13 protein-coding genes are annotated in these 17,871 nt (G+C 69.6%); 8 read left to right on the top strand and 5 right to left on the bottom strand.

Going from position 1 to position 17,871, the window contains the following annotated elements:
- Window positions 1-203: 203 nt before the first annotated feature.
- The 6 genes from KUD94_RS10620 (at window position 204) to KUD94_RS10645 (ending at window position 10,657) form a co-directional block, all read left to right on the top strand.
- On the top strand, window positions 204-2,180 hold the full coding sequence (locus KUD94_RS10620) for a multicopper oxidase domain-containing protein (RefSeq protein ID WP_218237179.1): 1,977 nt from the start codon (window positions 204-206) through the stop codon (window positions 2,178-2,180).
- Window positions 2,181-2,308: 128 nt separating this feature from the next.
- Window positions 2,309-4,024: a methyl-accepting chemotaxis protein gene (locus KUD94_RS14860; protein WP_218237180.1), complete on the top strand. Its 1,716-nt coding sequence runs from the start codon at window positions 2,309-2,311 to the stop codon at window positions 4,022-4,024.
- Window positions 4,002-6,878 (top strand): EAL domain-containing protein, encoded by a 2,877-nt coding sequence (locus KUD94_RS10630; RefSeq protein WP_218237181.1) that lies wholly within the window; start codon window positions 4,002-4,004, stop codon window positions 6,876-6,878. The genes KUD94_RS14860 and KUD94_RS10630 overlap by 23 nt, the downstream gene beginning before the upstream one ends.
- A 116-nt stretch (window positions 6,879-6,994) precedes the next feature.
- Entirely contained in the window at window positions 6,995-7,441 is a 447-nt protein-coding gene (locus KUD94_RS10635) for a MarR family winged helix-turn-helix transcriptional regulator (protein WP_370625865.1), read from the top strand.
- Window positions 7,442-7,536: 95 nt separating this feature from the next.
- Window positions 7,537-8,790, top strand: coding sequence for an HlyD family efflux transporter periplasmic adaptor subunit (locus KUD94_RS10640; protein ID WP_218237183.1), 1,254 nt, complete (start codon window positions 7,537-7,539; stop codon window positions 8,788-8,790).
- Window positions 8,791-9,091: 301 nt separating this feature from the next.
- On the top strand, window positions 9,092-10,657 hold the full coding sequence (locus KUD94_RS10645) for a DHA2 family efflux MFS transporter permease subunit (RefSeq protein ID WP_255568724.1): 1,566 nt from the start codon (window positions 9,092-9,094) through the stop codon (window positions 10,655-10,657).
- 107 nt (window positions 10,658-10,764) lie between these two features.
- Here the strand turns inward: KUD94_RS10645 and KUD94_RS10650 are convergent, their stop codons facing one another.
- Window positions 10,765-11,454 carry a dienelactone hydrolase family protein gene (locus KUD94_RS10650; RefSeq protein ID WP_218237184.1) on the bottom strand — a complete coding sequence of 230 codons (690 nt, stop codon included), beginning with the start codon at window positions 11,452-11,454 and terminating at the stop codon, window positions 10,765-10,767.
- 98 nt (window positions 11,455-11,552) lie between these two features.
- On the opposite strand from KUD94_RS10650, the gene KUD94_RS10655 reads away from it, so the two are divergent.
- Window positions 11,553-12,188 (top strand): MarC family protein, encoded by a 636-nt coding sequence (locus tag KUD94_RS10655; RefSeq protein WP_218237185.1) that lies wholly within the window; start codon window positions 11,553-11,555, stop codon window positions 12,186-12,188.
- A 12-nt stretch (window positions 12,189-12,200) separates the two neighbouring features.
- Here KUD94_RS10655 and KUD94_RS10660 read toward each other — a convergent pair whose 3' ends face one another.
- From KUD94_RS10660 to KUD94_RS10675, 4 genes are read right to left on the bottom strand one after another with little or no spacing between them, the layout of a single operon-like run.
- The gene (locus KUD94_RS10660; RefSeq protein ID WP_218237186.1) at window positions 12,201-12,893 is read right to left on the bottom strand and encodes an ABC-type transport auxiliary lipoprotein family protein; all 693 of its coding nucleotides are present in this window, start codon (window positions 12,891-12,893) and stop codon (window positions 12,201-12,203) included.
- Window positions 12,893-13,882: an MlaD family protein gene (locus KUD94_RS10665; protein ID WP_218237187.1), complete on the bottom strand. Its 990-nt coding sequence runs from the start codon at window positions 13,880-13,882 to the stop codon at window positions 12,893-12,895. Before KUD94_RS10665 ends, KUD94_RS10660 begins: the two co-directional genes overlap by 1 nt.
- The gene (locus KUD94_RS10670; protein WP_218237188.1) at window positions 13,882-14,709 is read right to left on the bottom strand and encodes an ABC transporter ATP-binding protein; all 828 of its coding nucleotides are present in this window, start codon (window positions 14,707-14,709) and stop codon (window positions 13,882-13,884) included. The genes KUD94_RS10665 and KUD94_RS10670 overlap by 1 nt, the downstream gene beginning before the upstream one ends.
- Window positions 14,706-15,827: an ABC transporter permease gene (locus KUD94_RS10675; RefSeq protein ID WP_218237189.1), complete on the bottom strand. Its 1,122-nt coding sequence runs from the start codon at window positions 15,825-15,827 to the stop codon at window positions 14,706-14,708. Before KUD94_RS10675 ends, KUD94_RS10670 begins: the two co-directional genes overlap by 4 nt.
- A gap of 197 nt (window positions 15,828-16,024) precedes the next feature.
- Between KUD94_RS10675 and KUD94_RS10680 the strand changes: the two genes are divergently transcribed.
- Window positions 16,025-17,692: a GMC family oxidoreductase gene (locus tag KUD94_RS10680; RefSeq protein ID WP_218237190.1), complete on the top strand. Its 1,668-nt coding sequence runs from the start codon at window positions 16,025-16,027 to the stop codon at window positions 17,690-17,692.
- Window positions 17,693-17,871: the final 179 nt, after the last annotated feature.

Raw genomic sequence — 17,871 nt, forward strand, 5'->3', positions numbered from 1 at the left:
GCGCATGCCCGGGACTGCATCCTGCCACAAACGCTTGCATTTGCTTGCAAGGCGGCCGGACTCCGCGGCCAGACCCTTTGGCGTCCCCGCGCGCTGCCGGTGGCATCCGGTTTGCCGTGCCCCTTGCCGCCTCAGGCCCCTACACTATGGCCTGTTCTTGAAGTCGCGGGGCAGGCGCCCCGCACCGAGCCGGGATGCAATCCATGAGTACCCAAACCTCCACAAGTCCGACGCCAGACACCTGGCCGGCCCTGTCCACTGCCGCGCTGCGCGTGGCCTTCGGCATCATCTGGATCGTGAACGCGGCGTTCACCTGGATGCCCAGCTTCGCCGACAACTACGCGGGCTATCTGCGCAACGCCGCCGACGGCCAGCCGGCCTGGTCGGCCTGGTGGTTCGACACCTGGATCGCCATCGTCGAGCCGCGCGCCGACACCTTCCTGTGGCTCACGCGCATTGCCACCACGCTGCTGGCGCTTGCGCTGCTGTTCGGCTTCGCACGGCGCACGGTCTACGTGATCGGCGCGCTCTACAGCCTCTTGATCTGGAGCACCGCCGGCGGCTTTGGCGGGCCCTACACCATAGGCGCGTCCAACACCGGCGTGGGCATCATTTACGTGCTGATCTTCGCGGTGCTGATCGCCATCAACCACCGCAGCGGCACCAGCCCCTACAGCGTCGACTACTTCATCGAACGCAAGTGGCCGGCCTGGAGCTGGGTCGCCGAATGGCGCGAGCGGCGCCTGTCGGACGCGCCGCGCGTGGCCTGGTGGGCGCAGACCGGCATCCTGCTCGGCGTGGCCGCCGTCGTCTTCTTCCTGGTCGCCGGCCTGCACAGCAGCATGAACGTGAAGGCGCCCACGCCGGCGGCCGCCGCAGCCGCCGTCTCGCCGCTGCAGCTGATGAGCAAGGAGCCGGTCAAGAAGGCTTTTGACGCCAGACTGCCGGCCCTGAGCAAGGACAAGGAAGTCGTGCTCAACATCGACGTGACCGACGAGGCTGTGGAGATCGCCAGCGGCGTGAAGTACCAGGCCTGGCCTTATGGCGGCAGCGTCCCCGGCCCGGTCATCCACGTCAAGCAGGGCCAGATGGTGCGCGTGGTGCTGGCCAACAAGGCTTCGATGCACCACTCGATCGACTTCCACTCGGCCTTCACCCCGCCCAACACCAGCTTTGCCGACATCAACCCCGGCGAGCAGATCGAGTTCACCTTCGAAGCCAAGGTGCCCGGCACCTTCGTCTACCACTGCGGCACGCCGCCGGTGCTGCTGCACATGGCCAACGGCATGTACGGCGCGATCATCGTCGACCCGATCGACGACCCGCGCCCCAAGGCCGACAAGGAATACGTGCTGGTGCAAAGCGAGTGGTACACGCGCCAGATCTCGGGCAATCTGATGGGCCCGGACTTCGCCAAGATGGAAAGGATCCAGCCCGACGTCGTGGCCTTCAACGGCGTGGCCTTCCAGTACCAGGACCATCCGCTCACCGCCGAGCCCAACGAGCGCGTGCGCCTGTACGTGGTCAATGCCGGCCCGAGCCTGTGGAGCGCCTTCCACGTGATCGGCGCGATCTTCGACAAGGTCTACCCCGACGGCAACCCGAAGAACGCGCTCAGCGGCGTCTCCACCTACAGCGTGGGGCCGGGCGAGGGCATCGTGTTTGACGTGGTGATTCCCGACGCGGGCAACTACGTCTTCGTGGACCACTCCTTCGCCCACCTGGAAAAGGGCGCTGCGGGGTCGCTGCGCATAGGCAACCCGGACAACTTCATCAAGCCCAAGGTCTCGAAGATCGAAGGCCACGCAAGCGCCGCACCGGCGGCGCCCCCCGCGGCCGCGGCCGGCCCCTACAAGTTCGACGCCGAGCGCGGCGCGCAGCTCTACACCAGCACCTGCGCGGCCTGCCACCAGGCCAATGGCGAAGGGCTGCCGGGCGCCTTCCCGCCGCTGGTCAAGAACCCGGCGGTGCTGGCCGCAGACGGCACCAAGCACATCCGCTCCATCCTGCACGGGGTGAGCGGCGAGGTCATCGACGGCGTGAGCTACCCCAGCCCCATGCCGCCGTTTGGCGGCGCGCTGTCGGACGCCGACGTGGCCGACATCGCCAACCATGAGCGCACCCAGTGGGGCAACAGGGCCAAGCTGGTGACCGCCGACGAGGTCAAGGCGCAGCGCTGAACGCCCTCTCCTGCAAAGGCCACCCTCGCGGTGGCCTTTTTCGGGCCGATTAATTGTCACGTCAGATATTACATTTACGATTTGTCAAAACTATCGAGAATCCAACTGGGGAGAGCCGCATGAGAGACATGAAAATTACCACCCGCCTGGCCCTGGGTTTTGCGCTGATGGCGCTGCTGCTGGTGGTCACCGGGCTGGTCGCGCTGTGGAAGGCCACGCCCGTAGAGCAAAGCTTCAAGGCAGTGACCGAAGAGCGCATTCCGCGCGTGCTGGCGCTGCATGAGGTGCAGCAGCAGATCAATCTGATTGCGCTGGCCATGCGCGACGTGCTGCTGGAGAGCGACATCGAAGCCTTCCAGAACGCCAAGAACCAGGTGCCCGCCTCGCGCCAGCGCATCGCCGAGATACTGGGCGAGCTCAAGCAGCAGATGCGCGCCCCGCGTGCGCAGGAGCTGCTCGGCGCGGTCTTCGCCCAGCAGGCGCGCTACGTCCAGGCGCAGGAGCAGTTCTTCGAGGAATACACCAAGGCCGGCGCCGGCGCGGCCCAGGGCTTCCTGTCGGAGCAGGCCAAGGCGGTGCGCAGCGACTACCTGAAGGCGATTGCCGACCTGCAGGCCTTCCAGCGCCAGGTGCTCGAAGGCGACAGCCGCGCGGCGGGCGAGAACGTGCGCGCCATCCAGACCGCCGTGGCCATCACTTTGCTGATCGGGCTGCTGGCGGCGGTGCTGCTGGCGCTGTGGATCATCCGCGCCATCACCCGCCCGCTGAACCAGGCGGTGCGCGTGGCCCAGGCTGTGGCCGCGGGCGACCTGTCCCAGCAGATCGAGGCGCGCGGCAACAACGAGACGGCGCAGCTGCTGCGCGCGCTCGCGCAGATGCTCGAAGGCCTGCACCAGGTGGTGGCGCGGGTGCGCGGCAACTCGGAAAACGTGGCCACGGCCAGCGCCGAGATCTCCCAGGCCACGCTGGACCTGAGCGCGCGCACCGAAGAGCAGGCCAGCGCCCTGGAGCAGACCGCCGCCTCGATGGAGCAGCTCAACGCCACGGTGCGCCAGAACGCGGACAACGCGCGCCAAGCCAACCAGCTCGCGCACAGCGCCTCCAGCGTCGCGCGCGAAGGCGGCGATGTCGTGGGCAACGTGGTGCAAACCATGCGCGGCATCAGCGGCGACAGCCAGAAGATGGCAGAGATCATCACCGTCATCGACTCGATCGCCTTCCAGACCAACATCCTGGCGCTCAACGCCGCGGTGGAAGCGGCGCGCGCCGGTGAGCAGGGACGGGGCTTTGCGGTCGTCGCAAGCGAGGTGCGCCAGCTCGCGGGCCGCTCGGCCGCCGCGGCCAAGGAGATCAAGCAGCTCATCGACGACAGCACGCGGCGCATAGGCGAAGGCACGACGCTGGCGGACAAGGCCGGCGCCACCATGGAGCAGGTGGTCGCGGGCATACAGCGCGTCTCCGACCTCATGGGCGAGATCAGCGCCGCGAGCCAGGAGCAGAGCCAGGGCGTGACCCAGGTGGGTGAGGCCATCACCCAGATGGACCAGGTGACGCAGCAGAACGCGGCGCTGGTCGAAGAGATGTCGGCCGCCGCGGCCAGCCTGCAAAGCCAGGCGCAGGAGATGGTCGGCTCGGTCGCCACCTTCAAGCTGCAGCCAGGCAGCGCCCCCGCACCTGCAGTGCGCGTGCAGCGGCCGGCCACTGCGGCTCCCGTGCAGGCGCCCGTGCAAGTGCCGATACCAGCGCCCGCGCCCTCTGCCCGACCACTTGCCGCGCCCGCCCCTGCGGTGCGCCCCAAGGCCTTGCCGGACAAGGGCAGCGATGCCGAATGGGAAAGCTTCTGATTCCGCGGCGCGCTGGCGCCTGAGCCTGCCCACGAGCCTGCGCGGCAAGGCGCTGCTCGCGCTTGCGCTGATTGCGCTGATCGCGCTGGCCAATGTGCTGACGGTGCATGCGCTGCTGCGCCGCTCGGAGAGCATTGCCGCCACGCTGAACGTCGCCGGCAAGCTGCGCATGCTGGGCCAGCGCGCGGCACTGCAGGCGCTGGCCGCCCCCGGCGCCGAGGGGGCGGCGGCGCTGCGCGAACACGAGCGGGAGTTTGCCGCTGCCTGGGGCGCGCTGCGCTCGGGCGGCAGCGCCTTCGGGCTGCAGCTGCCGGCGCTTGCGGCGCCGCTGCAACCGGCGCTGGCGCAGTTGCAGTCGGCCTGGCAAGACTACCGGCGCCTGATGGCAGAGATCGTCTCGGCCCCGCGCGCCAGCGGCGCCCAGGCGGCGCAGCTGCTGCAGGCCAGTGGCCTCATGCTGGCGCACAACGAGGCGCTGATGGATGCGCTGGTGCAAGAATCGGCCCGGGTGCAACGCAACGCCATCGCCGCCAGCGCGCTGCTGTTCGCGCTCGATCTGCTGCTGCTGGCGCTGGGCTACGCGCTCTTCATGCGCCACGTGCTCGCGCCGATCCGCATGCTCACCCACCAGGCGCGTGCCATGGGCGAAGGGCGTTACCTGACCGAGGTGCTGTTGCCCGCCGGCGCCGAATTCGCCGAGCTGGCGCACGCGCTCAACGCGTCTTCGCGGCGCATCGCCGAACTGCTCGAAGAGGTGCGCGGCGAGCGCGCGGCGCTGGCGCAGATGCAGGCGATGTTCGAAGGCCTGGCGCAAAACGACGTGGCCGGCATCTACATGGTCAACGCCGACATGCGGCTGACCTACGTCAACGCCCGCTTTGCCGAACTCACCGGCCATGCGCGCGAGACGCTGTGCGCGCATTTCGAGGTGCGCCGCCTGTACAGCGAGGCAAGCTGGCCGCAGGCCGCGCGCAGCATGGCCGAGCGCCTGAACGGACAGACGCGCAGCACGCGCTACGAAAGCCGCATACGGCGCGCCGACGGGCGCGAGCTCGAGGTCGAGATCTTCGGCTCGGCCATGCGCCTGGGCGATGCGCCCGCCACGATAGGCCTGCTGATCGACATCAGTCAGCGCAAGCGCGCCGAAGCCTCGATGCGCCGCGCCAACATCGTCTACCAGAGCACGCGCGACGCCATCGTCGTGACCGACGCCGACGGCGTGGTGCAGGACGTGAACCCCGCCTTCACCGCGATCACCGGCTTTGCGCCGACGGACATCATCGGGCGGCGCATGAATCTGCTGAGCTCGGGCAAGCAGGACCGGGCCTTCTACCACGCGATGTGGCAAAGCCTGCACGACAGCGGCAGCTGGAGTGGCGACATCCACAACCGGCGCAAGAGTGGCGAGGAGTTCATAGAGCACCTGGAAATCTCCACCGCATACAACGACGACGGCAGCGTGAACTGCCGCGTAGGCCTGTTCTCCGACGTGACCGAGGAGCGCATGCGCGAAGCGAGCATCTGGCGCCAGGCGCACTTCGACCACCTCACGGGCCTGGCCAACCGCCAGATGTTCGAGCAGCGCCTGGCCACCGGCATGGAGCACGCGCGCACCACCGGATTGCCGATGGCGCTGGTCTTTCTGGACCTGGACTTCTTCAAGGAAGTCAACGACACCTTCGGCCACGACGAGGGCGACGCGCTGCTGCAGGAAGTGGCGCGCCGGCTGCTGGCCTGCGTGCGCTCCTCGGACCATGTGGCGCGGCTGGGCGGCGACGAGTTCACGCTGATCCTGCAGGACGTGCAGCACGAGAGCGACGTCGCGCTGGTGTGCGAGAAGGCGCTGCACAGCATCGTGCGGCCTTACGCGCTCAAGCAAAACACGGTGCACATCTCGGTCAGCGCCGGCATCGCCTTCTACCCGCAGGACGCGAGCGACAGCGCCCAGTTGCTGCGCCACGCGGACCTGGCGATGTACGCCTCCAAGGAAAAGGGGCGCAACCGCTTTTCCCGCTTCGCGCCCGAGATGCTGCGCGAGGAGCAGTGGCGCCTGCAGCTGCTGCACGAGCTGGAGAAGGGCCTGGCGCGCGAGCAGTTCATGCTGCACTACCAGCCCATCGTGGGCATGGCCAGCGGGCGCACCGTCAAGGCCGAGGCGCTGGTGCGCTGGGAGCACCCGCTGCACGGCGTGCTGAGCCCGGCGGAGTTCATCCCGGCGGCGGAAGAGTCCGGCCTGATCGTGGCGCTGGGCGACTGGGTGTTTCGCGAAGCCACGCGCCAGCTGGCCGAATGGCGGCATCTCGTGGCGCCGGCGTTTGCGCTCAGCGTCAACGTCTCGCCGCGCCAGTTGCATGCGAGCGAGCATGCGGTGCAGGACTGGCTCGACTGGCTGCAGCAACTCGCCCTGCCCAGCGACAGCCTGACCGTGGAGATCACCGAAGGCGTGCTGCTCGACGGCGACCAGGCCACGGGCGCAAAGATGCTGGCGCTGCAGGGCGCAGGGCTGAAGGTGGCGCTGGACGACTTTGGTACCGGCTATTCGTCGCTGTCCTACCTCAAGCGCTTTGCCATCGACTATCTCAAGATCGACCGCAGTTTTGTCAGCAAGCTGCCCGAGTCCCAGGAAGACCGCGTGCTGTGCAGCGCCATCATCGCGATGGCGCACCAGCTCGGCATCGCCGTGGTGGCCGAAGGCGTGGAGACGCGCGAGCAGCACATCTTCCTGCGCGGCCAAGGCTGCGACTACGGCCAGGGCTACTGGTACGGGCGGCCGATGAACGCGCGCTCGCTGGGCGAGCGCCTGCAGGCCGAAGCGGGGCAAGCAGACCCGCTCGGCGCAGCACCGGGCCAGTGAGCGGCGCGCCGGGCACCCCGCTCGCGCTGCCGGCCGATTCCTTGCAAAGGCAATTACTGCCGGCGCAAATATAATCGGGCATGCCTTGCCATCCGCCCTCCGACGCAGCCGTGCCCGTGCGCTACGACAGCCGCACCAGCCTGGGCATGCAGCTGCGCCGCGTGGTCACGCAGCTGGTTGCGCGCATCGAGCGGCGCATGGAGCCGCTGGGCCTGACCGATGCGCAGTGGCGCCCGCTGCTGTGCCTGCGCGAGGGCTCGCCGGCCACCGCGACCGAACTCGCGCGCCGCTGCAACCTGGACACCGGCGGCCTCACCCGCCTGGTAGACCGCCTCGCCGCCAAGGGCTTGTGCGTGCGCGAGCGCTCGGAGCTGGACCGGCGCGTGGTGCACGTGTCGCTCACCGCCGAAGGCACGCGTGTGGCCGAGCAGCTGCCCGCCGTGCTCTGCGCGGTGCAGCGCGAGCTGCTGGCCGGTTTCAGCAGCGCGGAAGAAGCCCAGGTGCGTGCGCTGCTGCTGCGCATGGAGCGCAACGCCGCCGCGCCCGACGACCCAGGCAATTGAGATAGAAATCTGCCTCAAACGTTTGCCACGCAAGCGCTAATAGCTCCTGTTTTCATAGTTCCCGAGGCAGCCGCATCCCCGGTTGCCACTCCGCCATGACCGCAACTGAAACCTCCACCGCCGCGGTGCACGCCAAGGCCCGGCGCCGCAAGCGCCTTGCTGCACTGGTGCTCGTCGCCCTGGTTGGCCTGATCGCCTGGGGCGGCTACGACGCGCTGATCGCCAGCCACGAGGAAAGCACAGACAACGCCTACGTGCAGGGCAACATCGTGCAGATCACGCCCCAGGTCGGCGGCACGGTGATGGCCATCCTTGCCGACGACAACGACTTCGTGCATGCCGGCGCGCCGCTGGTGCGCCTCGATCCGGCCGACACCCAGGTGGCGCTGCACCAGGCCGAAGCCGCACTGGCGCAGACGGTGCGCCAGGTGCGCCAGCTCTACGCCAACAACGCCACGCTGGCCGCCCAGGTCACGCTGCGCGAGAGCGAAGTGGCCAGCGCCGACGCGCTGCAAGCCCAGGCAAGAACCAGTCTGGAGCGCGCCGAGCAGGACGTGCAGCGCCGCCTGCAACTGGGCGCCAGCGGCGCGGTCTCGGGCGAAGAGCTCAAGCATGCGCAAAGCGCGGTCGACACCGCACGCACCCAGCTCGCGGCCGCGCGGGCCGGCCAGGCCGCGGCCAAGGCGGGCGTGGCCGCAGCGCGGCAGCAGCTGGCGAGCAACCAGGCGCTGACCCAGGGCGTGCAAGTGGGCGAACACCCCAGCGTGCAGGCCGCTGCCGCCCAACTGCGCCAGGCCTGGCTGGCCGCGCACCGCACCGAATTGCCCGCGCCGGTGGACGGCTACATCGCTCGGCGCAGCGTGCAACTGGGCCAGCGCGTGGCCGCCGGCGCACCGCTGATGGCCGTGGTGCCACTCAAGGGCGTGTGGGTGGACGCCAACTTCAAGGAAACCCAGTTGCGCAATCTGCGCCTGGGCCAGCGCGCCACGCTGACGGCCGACCTCTATGGCAGCCAGGTGCGCTACACCGGCACCGTGGCCGGCCTGGGCGTGGGCACGGGCGCGGCCTTTGCGCTGCTGCCGCCGCAAAACGCCACCGGCAACTGGATCAAGGTAGTGCAGCGCATTCCGGTGCGCATCGCGCTGGATCCCGAGCCACTCGCCCGGCACCCGCTGCGCCTTGGCCTGTCCATGCAGGTCACGGTCGATACGCGCGAGCACGGCGGCGCGGCGCCCACCACTGCCGCACGCACCGAGCCGCTGGCCGAGACCAGCGTGTATGCGCTGCAGGACGGCGACGCCGACACCGAAATCGCGCGCATCATCGCCGCCAACGTGGGCACGCCATGAACCTGCCGATCGCGCTTCGGTTTTCTCTCCTTCCCCCGTTGGGGGAAGGCCGGGATGGGGGCCTACGCCTCGATGAAGCAGCGCCCCTCGCCACGCCCGTCGCCCCCACCCCGACCCTCCCCCAAAGGGGGAGGGAGCACCCGCCCCGCCACGCGATGCGCTTTCCTCTCCTTCCCCCTTCGGGGAAGGCCGGGATGGGGGCCTGCGCCCGGGCGCATGAAGACCTGCCTTCTGCGCAGCCCGTCGCCCCCACCCCAAGCCTCCCCCAGCAGGGGAGGGAGCAATCACACCAGCCACCACCGTGACCTCCGCCCATACCCCTCCCGCCGAACAGCAGCCCCTGAGCGGCTCGGCACGAGCCTGGGGCACCCTGGCGCTGTCGGCGGCCACCTTCATGAACGTGCTGGACACCTCGATCGCCAACGTGTCCCTGCCGGCGATTGCGGGCGACGTGGGCGTGAGCCCCAACCAGGGCACCTGGGTGATCACCAGCTTTGCCGTGGCCAACGCGATCTCGGTGCCGCTCACCGGCTGGCTCGCGCAGCGCTTCGGGCAGGTGCGTCTGTTCGTGGCCAGCGTGCTGCTCTTCGTCGCCGCATCCTTTCTGTGCGGGCTGGCGCCGAGCATGCCGCTCTTGATCGCCGCGCGCGTGCTGCAGGGCTTTGTCGCCGGGCCGATGATTCCGCTCTCGCAGGCCTTGCTGCTGTCGAGCTACCCGCGGGCGCTGGCCGGCCTGGCCATGGCGATGTGGTCCATGACCACGCTGATCGCGCCCGTGATGGGGCCGCTTTTGGGCGGCTGGATCACCGACAACATCAGCTGGCCCTGGATCTTCTACATCAACATTCCCGTGGGCATCGTCGCCGCCATGGGCACGATGGCGATCTACGCCGAGCGCGAGAGCGCCACGCGCAAGCTCCCGATCGACGCCGTGGGCCTGGCGCTGATGGTTCTGGGCGTGGGCAGCCTGCAGATCATGCTGGACATCGGCAAGGAGCACGACTGGTTCTCCTCCACCATGGTCATCGGCTTCGCCGTGGCGGCCGTCTTGGGCCTCGTGGCCTTCGTGTTCTGGGAACTGGCCGAGGAACACCCCATCGTCGACCTGTCGCTGTTCAGAATCCGCAATTTCTGGGCCGGCACCATCGCCACGGCCGTGGGCTACGGCGTGTTCTTCGGCAACGTGGTGCTGCTGCCGCTGTGGCTGCAGCAGTACATGGGCTACACCGCCACGGCGGCAGGCGGGCTGATGGCGCCGGTGGGCATTCTGGCCATGCTGCTCTCGCCCATCGTCGGCAAGAGCATAGGCAAAGTGGACCCACGCCGCTACGCCACCATCGCGTTCTTCGTGTTTGCGCTGGTGCTGTGGCTGCGCTCGCGCTTTGCCACCACGGCGGACTTCAGCACCATCATGATTCCGACCATCGTGCAGGGTGCGGCGGTGGCCTTCTTCTTCGTGCCGCTGGTCACGCTCACGCTGTCGGAAATTCCCGCGCACCGCGTGCCCGCCGCCTCGGGTCTGACCAACTTCGTGCGCATCACCGCCGGCGCCGTGGGCACCTCGGTCACGACCACGCTGTGGGAGCGGCGCGCGACGCTGGCGCACGCCAACCTGATCGAGCACCTGCACGAGGGCCACGGCCCGCTGGCCCAGAGCCTGGCGACGCTGCAGTCGCTCGGCCTCACGCCCGAGCAGGCGCTGGCGCAGGTGGAGCGCCTGGTCACCCAGCAAGCCTTCACGCTCGCGGCCAACGACGTGAACTGGGCGTCGGCGCTGCTCTTTCTGCTGCTGGTGCCGCTGGTCTGGCTGGCCGACGCACCCCGGCGCGGCGGCGCGGGCGCGGGTGCAGCGGCGGGCGCGCACTGATACAGCTTGGCATGCCAGCACGGAGCGAGGCGGGAAGCCGCAAGTCCCGCTGCGGCGCTGCAAGCCAAACCAACGCAGCCGCACCCTGGACGGCAACTGCGCGTGAATCAGCGCAGGTGCCCGCCAAAAAAAGCCAGCGTGCGATCGCGCGCGCGCACCGCGCTGGCTTCGTCGTAGCTGGCGCGCAGGTCGCAGTTGAAGCCGTGGTCGGCATCGTACAGATGCACCTCGGCCTCGGGGTGGGCGGCGGCCAGTTGCTGCACGCCGCTGAGCGGGATGTGCTTGTCGCGCCGGCCAAAGTGGGCCAGCACCGGCACGCGCGGCTGGCGTGCGATTTCTGCTGCGCTCGTCATGCCGCCGCCGTAATAGGGCACTGCGGCCGAGAGCCCCGAGCACAGCGCCGCCGCGCGCCAGGCCAGCAGTCCGCCCCAGCAAAAGCCGACGATGCCGACCTTGGCGCCGCTGGCGCTGGCCGCATGATCGATGGCCGCCTGGATGTCGGCCAGGACACCGGGCGCCGGCAGCTGCTCGACCTGGGCCTTGAGCGCCCTGCCCACGGCCACGTCCGAGGCGCTGTAACCCAGGTCCACGCCGGGGCGCACGCGCTCGAAGGTGGCCGGCGCGATCGCCCACCAGCCGCGCGCGGCCAGGCGGTCGACGACGGCGCGGATGTGGGCGTTGACGCCAAAAATCTCCTGCAGCACCACGATGGCGCCGCGCGCGGCAGCGTCCGGTGCGGCCTGCCAGGCGGGCACGGCAAAGCCGTCGTGGCTGGTGAGCGTGGTCCATTGCCCCATGCGGTCTCCTTTTTCCTGAAAATGCGGTCCATGCCGAGTTTGCCGCCTTCTGCCGCCCGCTGCCAGAAGCACCGAGGCCGACGGCGCAAGGAGCTTCGATGGAATTTCTCAAGCCGCTGATCGCGCTGCTGGCGATCGTCAACCCGCTGGCGGTGGTGCCCTTTTTCATCCACTACACCGAGGGCTTCAACACCGCGCAGAAGCGGCGCACGGTGCAGGTGGCGGCGTTCACCGCGTTCTGCGTGATCGCGGTCTGCGCCATGGTGGGCTTGCAGATCCTCGCCTTCTTCGGCATTTCGCTGGCGAGTTTCCAGGTGGGCGGCGGCATGCTGCTCCTGATCAGCGCGCTGAACATGCTCAACGCGCACCCCGCCGAGGCCAAGCCGCACGCGCCCGAGCTCGAAGGCGCCGCCGACAAGGCCGCGCAGGGCGACAGCATCGCGGTGGTGCCGCTGACCATTCCGCTGCTGACCGGGCCGGCGGCGATGTCCACGGTGGTGATCTACGCCGACCGCGCGAGCAACTTCTGGCAGCACCTGGCGCTGGTGGGCTATGGCGTGGTGGTGGCGGGCGCCACGGCGCTGTGCTTTTCGCTGGCCACGCCGATCTCGCGCGTGCTCGGGCGCACCGGCATCAACGTGATGACGCGGCTCATGGGCCTGATCCTGGCGGCCCTGGCGGTGGAGGTAATGGCCGGGGGCCTGGCCCGGCTGTTTCCGGCGCTGCGCGGCTGACGCCGCACGCCCTCAGCGGCCGGCGCCAGACCCCGGCGCGGCCGGCGCAGGCAGGCCGGCAAGCCAGGCGGCAAGCTCGTCGGCGAGCTGCGCCGCGGCCGCGGCCAGCGCCTGCGCACCGCCGGCGGCGTCGGGCGTGGCGGCCGGGCGCTGCACCACGAAGAGCTGCTGGGCGCGCAAGCGGGTGTCGCCCGCGGCGCTTGCAAACAGCGAGGCGCGCGCGCGCACCAGCGCGTGGCTCGCCTGCGGTGCATCGAACACCTGGCTGAATTCCTCGAGCTCGACCTTGAGCAGTTCGGGCTCGTCCGCAGCGGCGCCGACCAGCGGCGCGCCCGGGGACAAGACCGGGCGCTCCTGCCCCAGGCGGGTGCGCAGGGTCTGGGCCAGCAGCGTCGCGGGGCTCTGGCTCCAGCGCGCCAGGCTGTAGGGGCGCAGCTGCTGCGCGTTGGCATAGGCCAGGCGGTAATAGAGCGCGTTGTCGTTCACCGGCACGCCGCCCGTGGCCACGCTGCTGAGCACGATGGCCGGCTGGCGCGCGCCCTGCACGGCGCTGGCGGGGCCGGGTCCGAAGTCGTAGACGGCGCTGCGCACCGGCGGCTGCGGCAGCGCGGAACAGGCCAGCAGCAGCAGGCTGATTGCAATGCCAAAAACGGCTCTAGCGCCCGTCCTGCAAGCGCCTGCAGCAATGGTTTTGATAGTAGTCATCAGCGGTTTCCTTGCGTGGCGGCAGGGGGCGGCACGAAGCCGGGCTCGCCCGGCCCGGGGGCGGCGCGCGGCGCGCCATAGACCAGGCCTTGCGGGTTCTCGCTCACCGCGTCGGCGGCGCGGGTGAGCGCGCGCGCGGCCTGGGCGGCTTCGTCGGCCACGCGGTCGATCTGCGGCAGCGTGCGCCGGCTCGCGCGCTCGGCCAGGCCGCTGTAGCTGCGCATGCCGCTGCCCATGTCCTCGAGCAGGCCGCCCGGCGCATTGATGCGACGTGCCACCGCGCCCACATCCTGCACGGCCTTGGCGGTCTGGCTGCCGGCTTCGCGCAGCGTGCGCAGGGTCTGGCGCGTTTCACCGACGAGCGCCGGCAGCTGGGCGAGCGCCGGATCCACCCCGGTCTTGACGGTGTGCTCCAGGCTCAGCGCCAGCCGGTCCATGCTTTGCGCGGTGGCATTGATGCGCCCGAACATGGTGTGCACCAGCGCCAGGTTGTCGTCGCCCAGCAGGCGGTTGAGCCGGTCGGCCGCATCCTGGATCTTGCTCAGCAGCAGCGGCCCCTGCTCGGCCAGCTGGCTGAAGGGCGACTCCTTCATCGGAATGCGCGGCAGGCCGCTGGCGCCGCGCGCCTGTTTTTGCAGCGGCTCGCGCGCGTCGCTCAGCAGGATGTGGGCCAGGCCGGTGATGCCCTGGTAGCCCAGCGTGGCGTAGGTGGTGGCGCTGATCGGGGCATTGCTGTCCACGTCGATGTGGATGATCACGCGCCCGGCTTCGCGCGGATCGAAACCGATGGAGAGCACCCGCCCCGCGGGTACGCCCTTGTAGCGCACCGGCGCCTGGGGCTGCAGGCCGCTGACGTTCTCGGTGGTGGACAGCTCGTAGGTGGTGTGGGCGACCTCGTCGCTCGAAATCCAGTAGCCCAGGGCCACCAGCAGCGCGCCCACCAGCAGGACGAACAGCCCGGCTGCCATGGCATGTGCTTTGTTTTCCATCAGGACTCCTCGGCCCGCGTCGGGGCGGTTGGCGCAGGCGCCATGGCACGCAGCCCGCGCTGCCCGCGAAAGAAATGCTCGACGAAGGGGTGGTCGAGCTGCGCCACCTCGGCCGCCGGCGCGTGCGCAATCACCCGCTTTTCGGCCAGCACCGCCACCTTGGTGGACAGCGCATACAGCGTATCGAGGTCGTGCGTGACCATGATCACCGTCAGGCCCAGGGTGGCGTGCAGCCCGCGCAGCAGGTCGCAAAACTCGTCCGAGCCATTGGGATCCAGCCCGGCGGTGGGTTCGTCGAGCAGCAGCAGCGGCGGGTCCATCACCAGCGCGCGCGCAAGCGCCACGCGCTTGATCATGCCACCGGAGAGGTCGGCCGGCATGCGCAGCGCGTGCTCGGGCTTGAGGCCCACCATGCGCAGCTTGACCATGGCCACCTCTTGCGCCAGCGCGCGCGGCAGGGTGCGCAGCTCGTAGAGCGAGAAGGCGACGTTGTCCAGCACGTTGAAGGCGGTGAACAGCGCGCCGTGCTGAAACAGCATGCCCACGCGGCTACTGGCGCCGTCGCCGCCGAGCTCGCGCGCCGGGCGCCCGAGCACCGTGACCGTGCCGTGCGTGGGCTCGGTCAGCCCGAGGATGTGGCGCAGCAGCACCGTCTTGCCGGTGCCCGAGCCGCCCACCAGCGACAGCAGCTCGCCGCGCTGCACCGTGAGATTCAGGTGCTCGTGCACGCTGAAGGCCTGCGCGCCCGTGCCGAAGACGGTGGACAGGTCGCGGATCTCGACCACTGGCGTGGCCGGGGCAGCGGGCGCGGCGCCAGCGGCGCTCATTGGAACCCCACGTTGCGAAACACGATGGCAAACAGCGCATCCACCAGAATCACCATGGTGATGGCGCTGACCACCGAGGCGGTAGTGCCCTCGCCCAGGCTCTGGGTGTTGGGCTCGACGCGCATGCCCCAGACGCAGGCAATCAGTGCGATCAGCACGCCAAACACCACCGACTTGGCCGTGGCCAGCACCAGCGTGCTGCCCTGTACCGCCAGCGGCAGCGCCTGAAAGAAGTAGCCCGGCGTGATGCGCAGCACCACGTCCGAGGCGATGATGCCCCCGGCCAGCGCCGCCGCCGTGGTCCAGGCCGACACCAGCGGCATCGCCAGGCCCAGCGCAATCGCGCGCGGCATCACCAGCCGATAGCTGTGCGAGATGCCCATCACGCGCATCGCGTCGAGCTCCTCGGTCACGCGCATCACGCCGATCTGCGCGGTGATGGCCGAACCCGAGCGTCCGGCCACGAGGATGGCCGCGAGCATGGGCCCGAGCTCGCGGATCAGCGAAATGCCCAGGATGTTGACGATGAAGGTCTCGGCGCCAAAGCGCTGCAGCTGCAGGCTCATCAGATAAGCCAGCACCACGCCGATCAGAAAGCCCACGAGCGCGGTGATCGGCAGCGCCGTCGCCCCCATCTGGTAGAGATGGCCCGAGATGTCGCGCCAGGGCCCGCGGCGCGGCACGCGCAGCAGGCGCGCCAGGTCGAGCACGAGCTGGCCGACGACCTGCACCAGCTGCATGAAGAATTCCACGGCCGCCAGCACCATCGCGCCCAGCCGGTCCCAGGCCTCGCCCCAGCCGCGCGGCGCGCGCGGGGCCGCCGTGGGCGTGAGCTCGGCCACGCGCTCGAGCAGCTGGCGCTGCGCGGCGCTCGCGTGCAGCACCTCGGGCCAGCGCCCGCCCCAGTGGTGCCAGAGCAGCTGCGCGCCCACGTGGTCGATGTGCTGCACCGCCTGCAAGTCCCAGGCAAGCGGCCCCGCAGCGGCGCGCAGTTGCGCGGCCAGCGCCTTCCAGCGGGCGCGTTCGGCCAGGGCTGCGGCCACCCAGTCGCCGCGCGCGCGCGCCAGGGGCGCGGCGCCCCGGTCTATCGTCACGGTAGGAGCGGTCAAGGCTTGCATGGCTGCGGGCAGGAAACCGATAGTTTCACACACGGCATTGCAAAGCCGGCCACGGCGCACGGCTTGCACAGGGAAAACCGGCTGTAACGCCCGTCCCGCTTGCGCGAACAGCTATGGTTTTGAATGATCATGGTCTTTTGCCAAAGCGCCGGAGCGTGTTGCACAATGGTCCGCTGCAGGGCAGCCGGTCCAGGGCCATGAGCGACACCACCTTCGACACCATCATCATCGGCGCCGGTACGGCCGGCTCGCTGCTGGCCAACCGCCTCAGCGCCGACCCCAAGCGCCGCGTGCTGCTGCTGGAAGCGGGCGGGCGCGACAACTACCACTGGATTCACATCCCCGTCGGCTACCTCTACTGCATAGGCAATCCGCGCACCGACTGGCTCTACCAGACCGAGCCCGACGCCGGCCTCAACGGCCGCCAGTTGCGTTATCCGCGCGGCAAGGCGCTGGGCGGGTGCTCGAGCATCAACGGCATGCTCTATCTGCGCGGCCAGGCGCAGGACTACGAGCACTGGGCCGATGTGACCGGCGAAGACGCCTGGCGCTGGCCCAATGTGCTGCAGACCTTCCGGCGCCACGAAGACCATTGGCGCCTGGACCGCCCCGACAGCGTGCCCGAGGACTTCAAGCGCCTGCACGCCAACTTCTCCACCGGCAGCAGCGGCGAATGGCGCGTGGAGCGCCAGCGCCTGCGCTGGGAAATTCTGGACGCTTTTGCGCGCGCGGCGGTGCAGGCCGGCATCCCCGCCACGAGCGACTTCAACACCGGCGACAACGAGGGCGTGGGCTACTTCGAAGTCAACCAGCGCCGCGGCTGGCGCTGGAACACCGCCAAGGCCTTCCTGCGCCCGGCCTGCGAGGGGCGGCCCAACTTCACGCTCTGGACCGGCGCCCAGGCCATAAAGCTCATCACCACGGTGGACGCCCAGGGGCGCAAGCGCTGCGCCGGGGTGCAGCTCGTGAAGGACGGGCAGCAGGTGACGGTGCATGCGGTGCACGAAGTCGTCCTGAGCGCCGGCGCGATCAATTCGCCGCAGTTGCTGCAGCTTTCGGGCATAGGGCCGGCGGCGCTGCTGCAGCAGCACGGCATCCCCGTGGTGCACGATCTGCCCGGCGTGGGCGCCAACCTGCAAGACCATCTGCAGATCCGCGCGGTGTTCAAGGTGCAGGGCGTGCAGACGCTCAACACCCTGGCCAACGACCCTTTCGGCAAGGCCTGGATAGGCATGCAATACCTGTTCAACCGCAGCGGCCCGATGAGCATGGCGCCGTCGCAGCTGGGCGCGTTCACCCGCTCGGACCCGCAGCGCGAGCGCGCGAACCTCGAATTTCATGTGCAGCCGCTGTCGCTGGATGCCTTCGGCGAGCCGCTGCACGACTTCCCCGCGTTCACCGCCAGCGTGTGCAACCTGCAGCCCACGAGCCGCGGCAGCGTGCGCATCAAGAGCGCCAACTTCCGCGAGGCGCCGGCGATCGCGCCCAACTACCTCTCGACCGACGAAGACCGGCTGATCGCCGCCAACAGCCTGCGCCTGACGCGGCGTATCGCCTCGCAGCCGGCGCTGGCGCGCTACCGGCCCGAGGAATACAAACCCGGCGTGCAGTTCCAGAGCGATGAAGAACTCGCGCGCCTGGCCGGCGACATCGCCACCACCATCTTTCACCCCGTGGGCACCACGCGCATGGGCCGCGCGGACGACGCGCAAGCCGTGCTCGATCCGCACTTTCGCGTGCGCGGCATCGACGGCCTGCGCGTGGTGGACGCCGGCGCCATGCCCACCATCACCAGCGGCAACACCAACAGCCCGACGCTGATGATGGCCGAGATGGCCGCGGGCTGGATCGCCGCCGGGCAGTAGGCGCGCCCCCCGGGAAAGTCCCGATGCGCGGCGCCCGCGCCAGCCCTTACATTGCGCACACCCAAGGCACGCAGCCGCGCGTCCAGCGAGGGGCCGGGGAGACACCGCCAACAACAACAGCAACAGACAAGGCGCCCATGAAGAGGCGCCCTATTTTTGCCAGCACCCGCGTTGCGGGT

Source organism: Comamonas sp. NLF-1-9 (genome assembly GCF_019195435.1).
In the GTDB taxonomy this organism is placed as follows: domain Bacteria; phylum Pseudomonadota; class Gammaproteobacteria; order Burkholderiales; family Burkholderiaceae_C; genus Comamonas_C.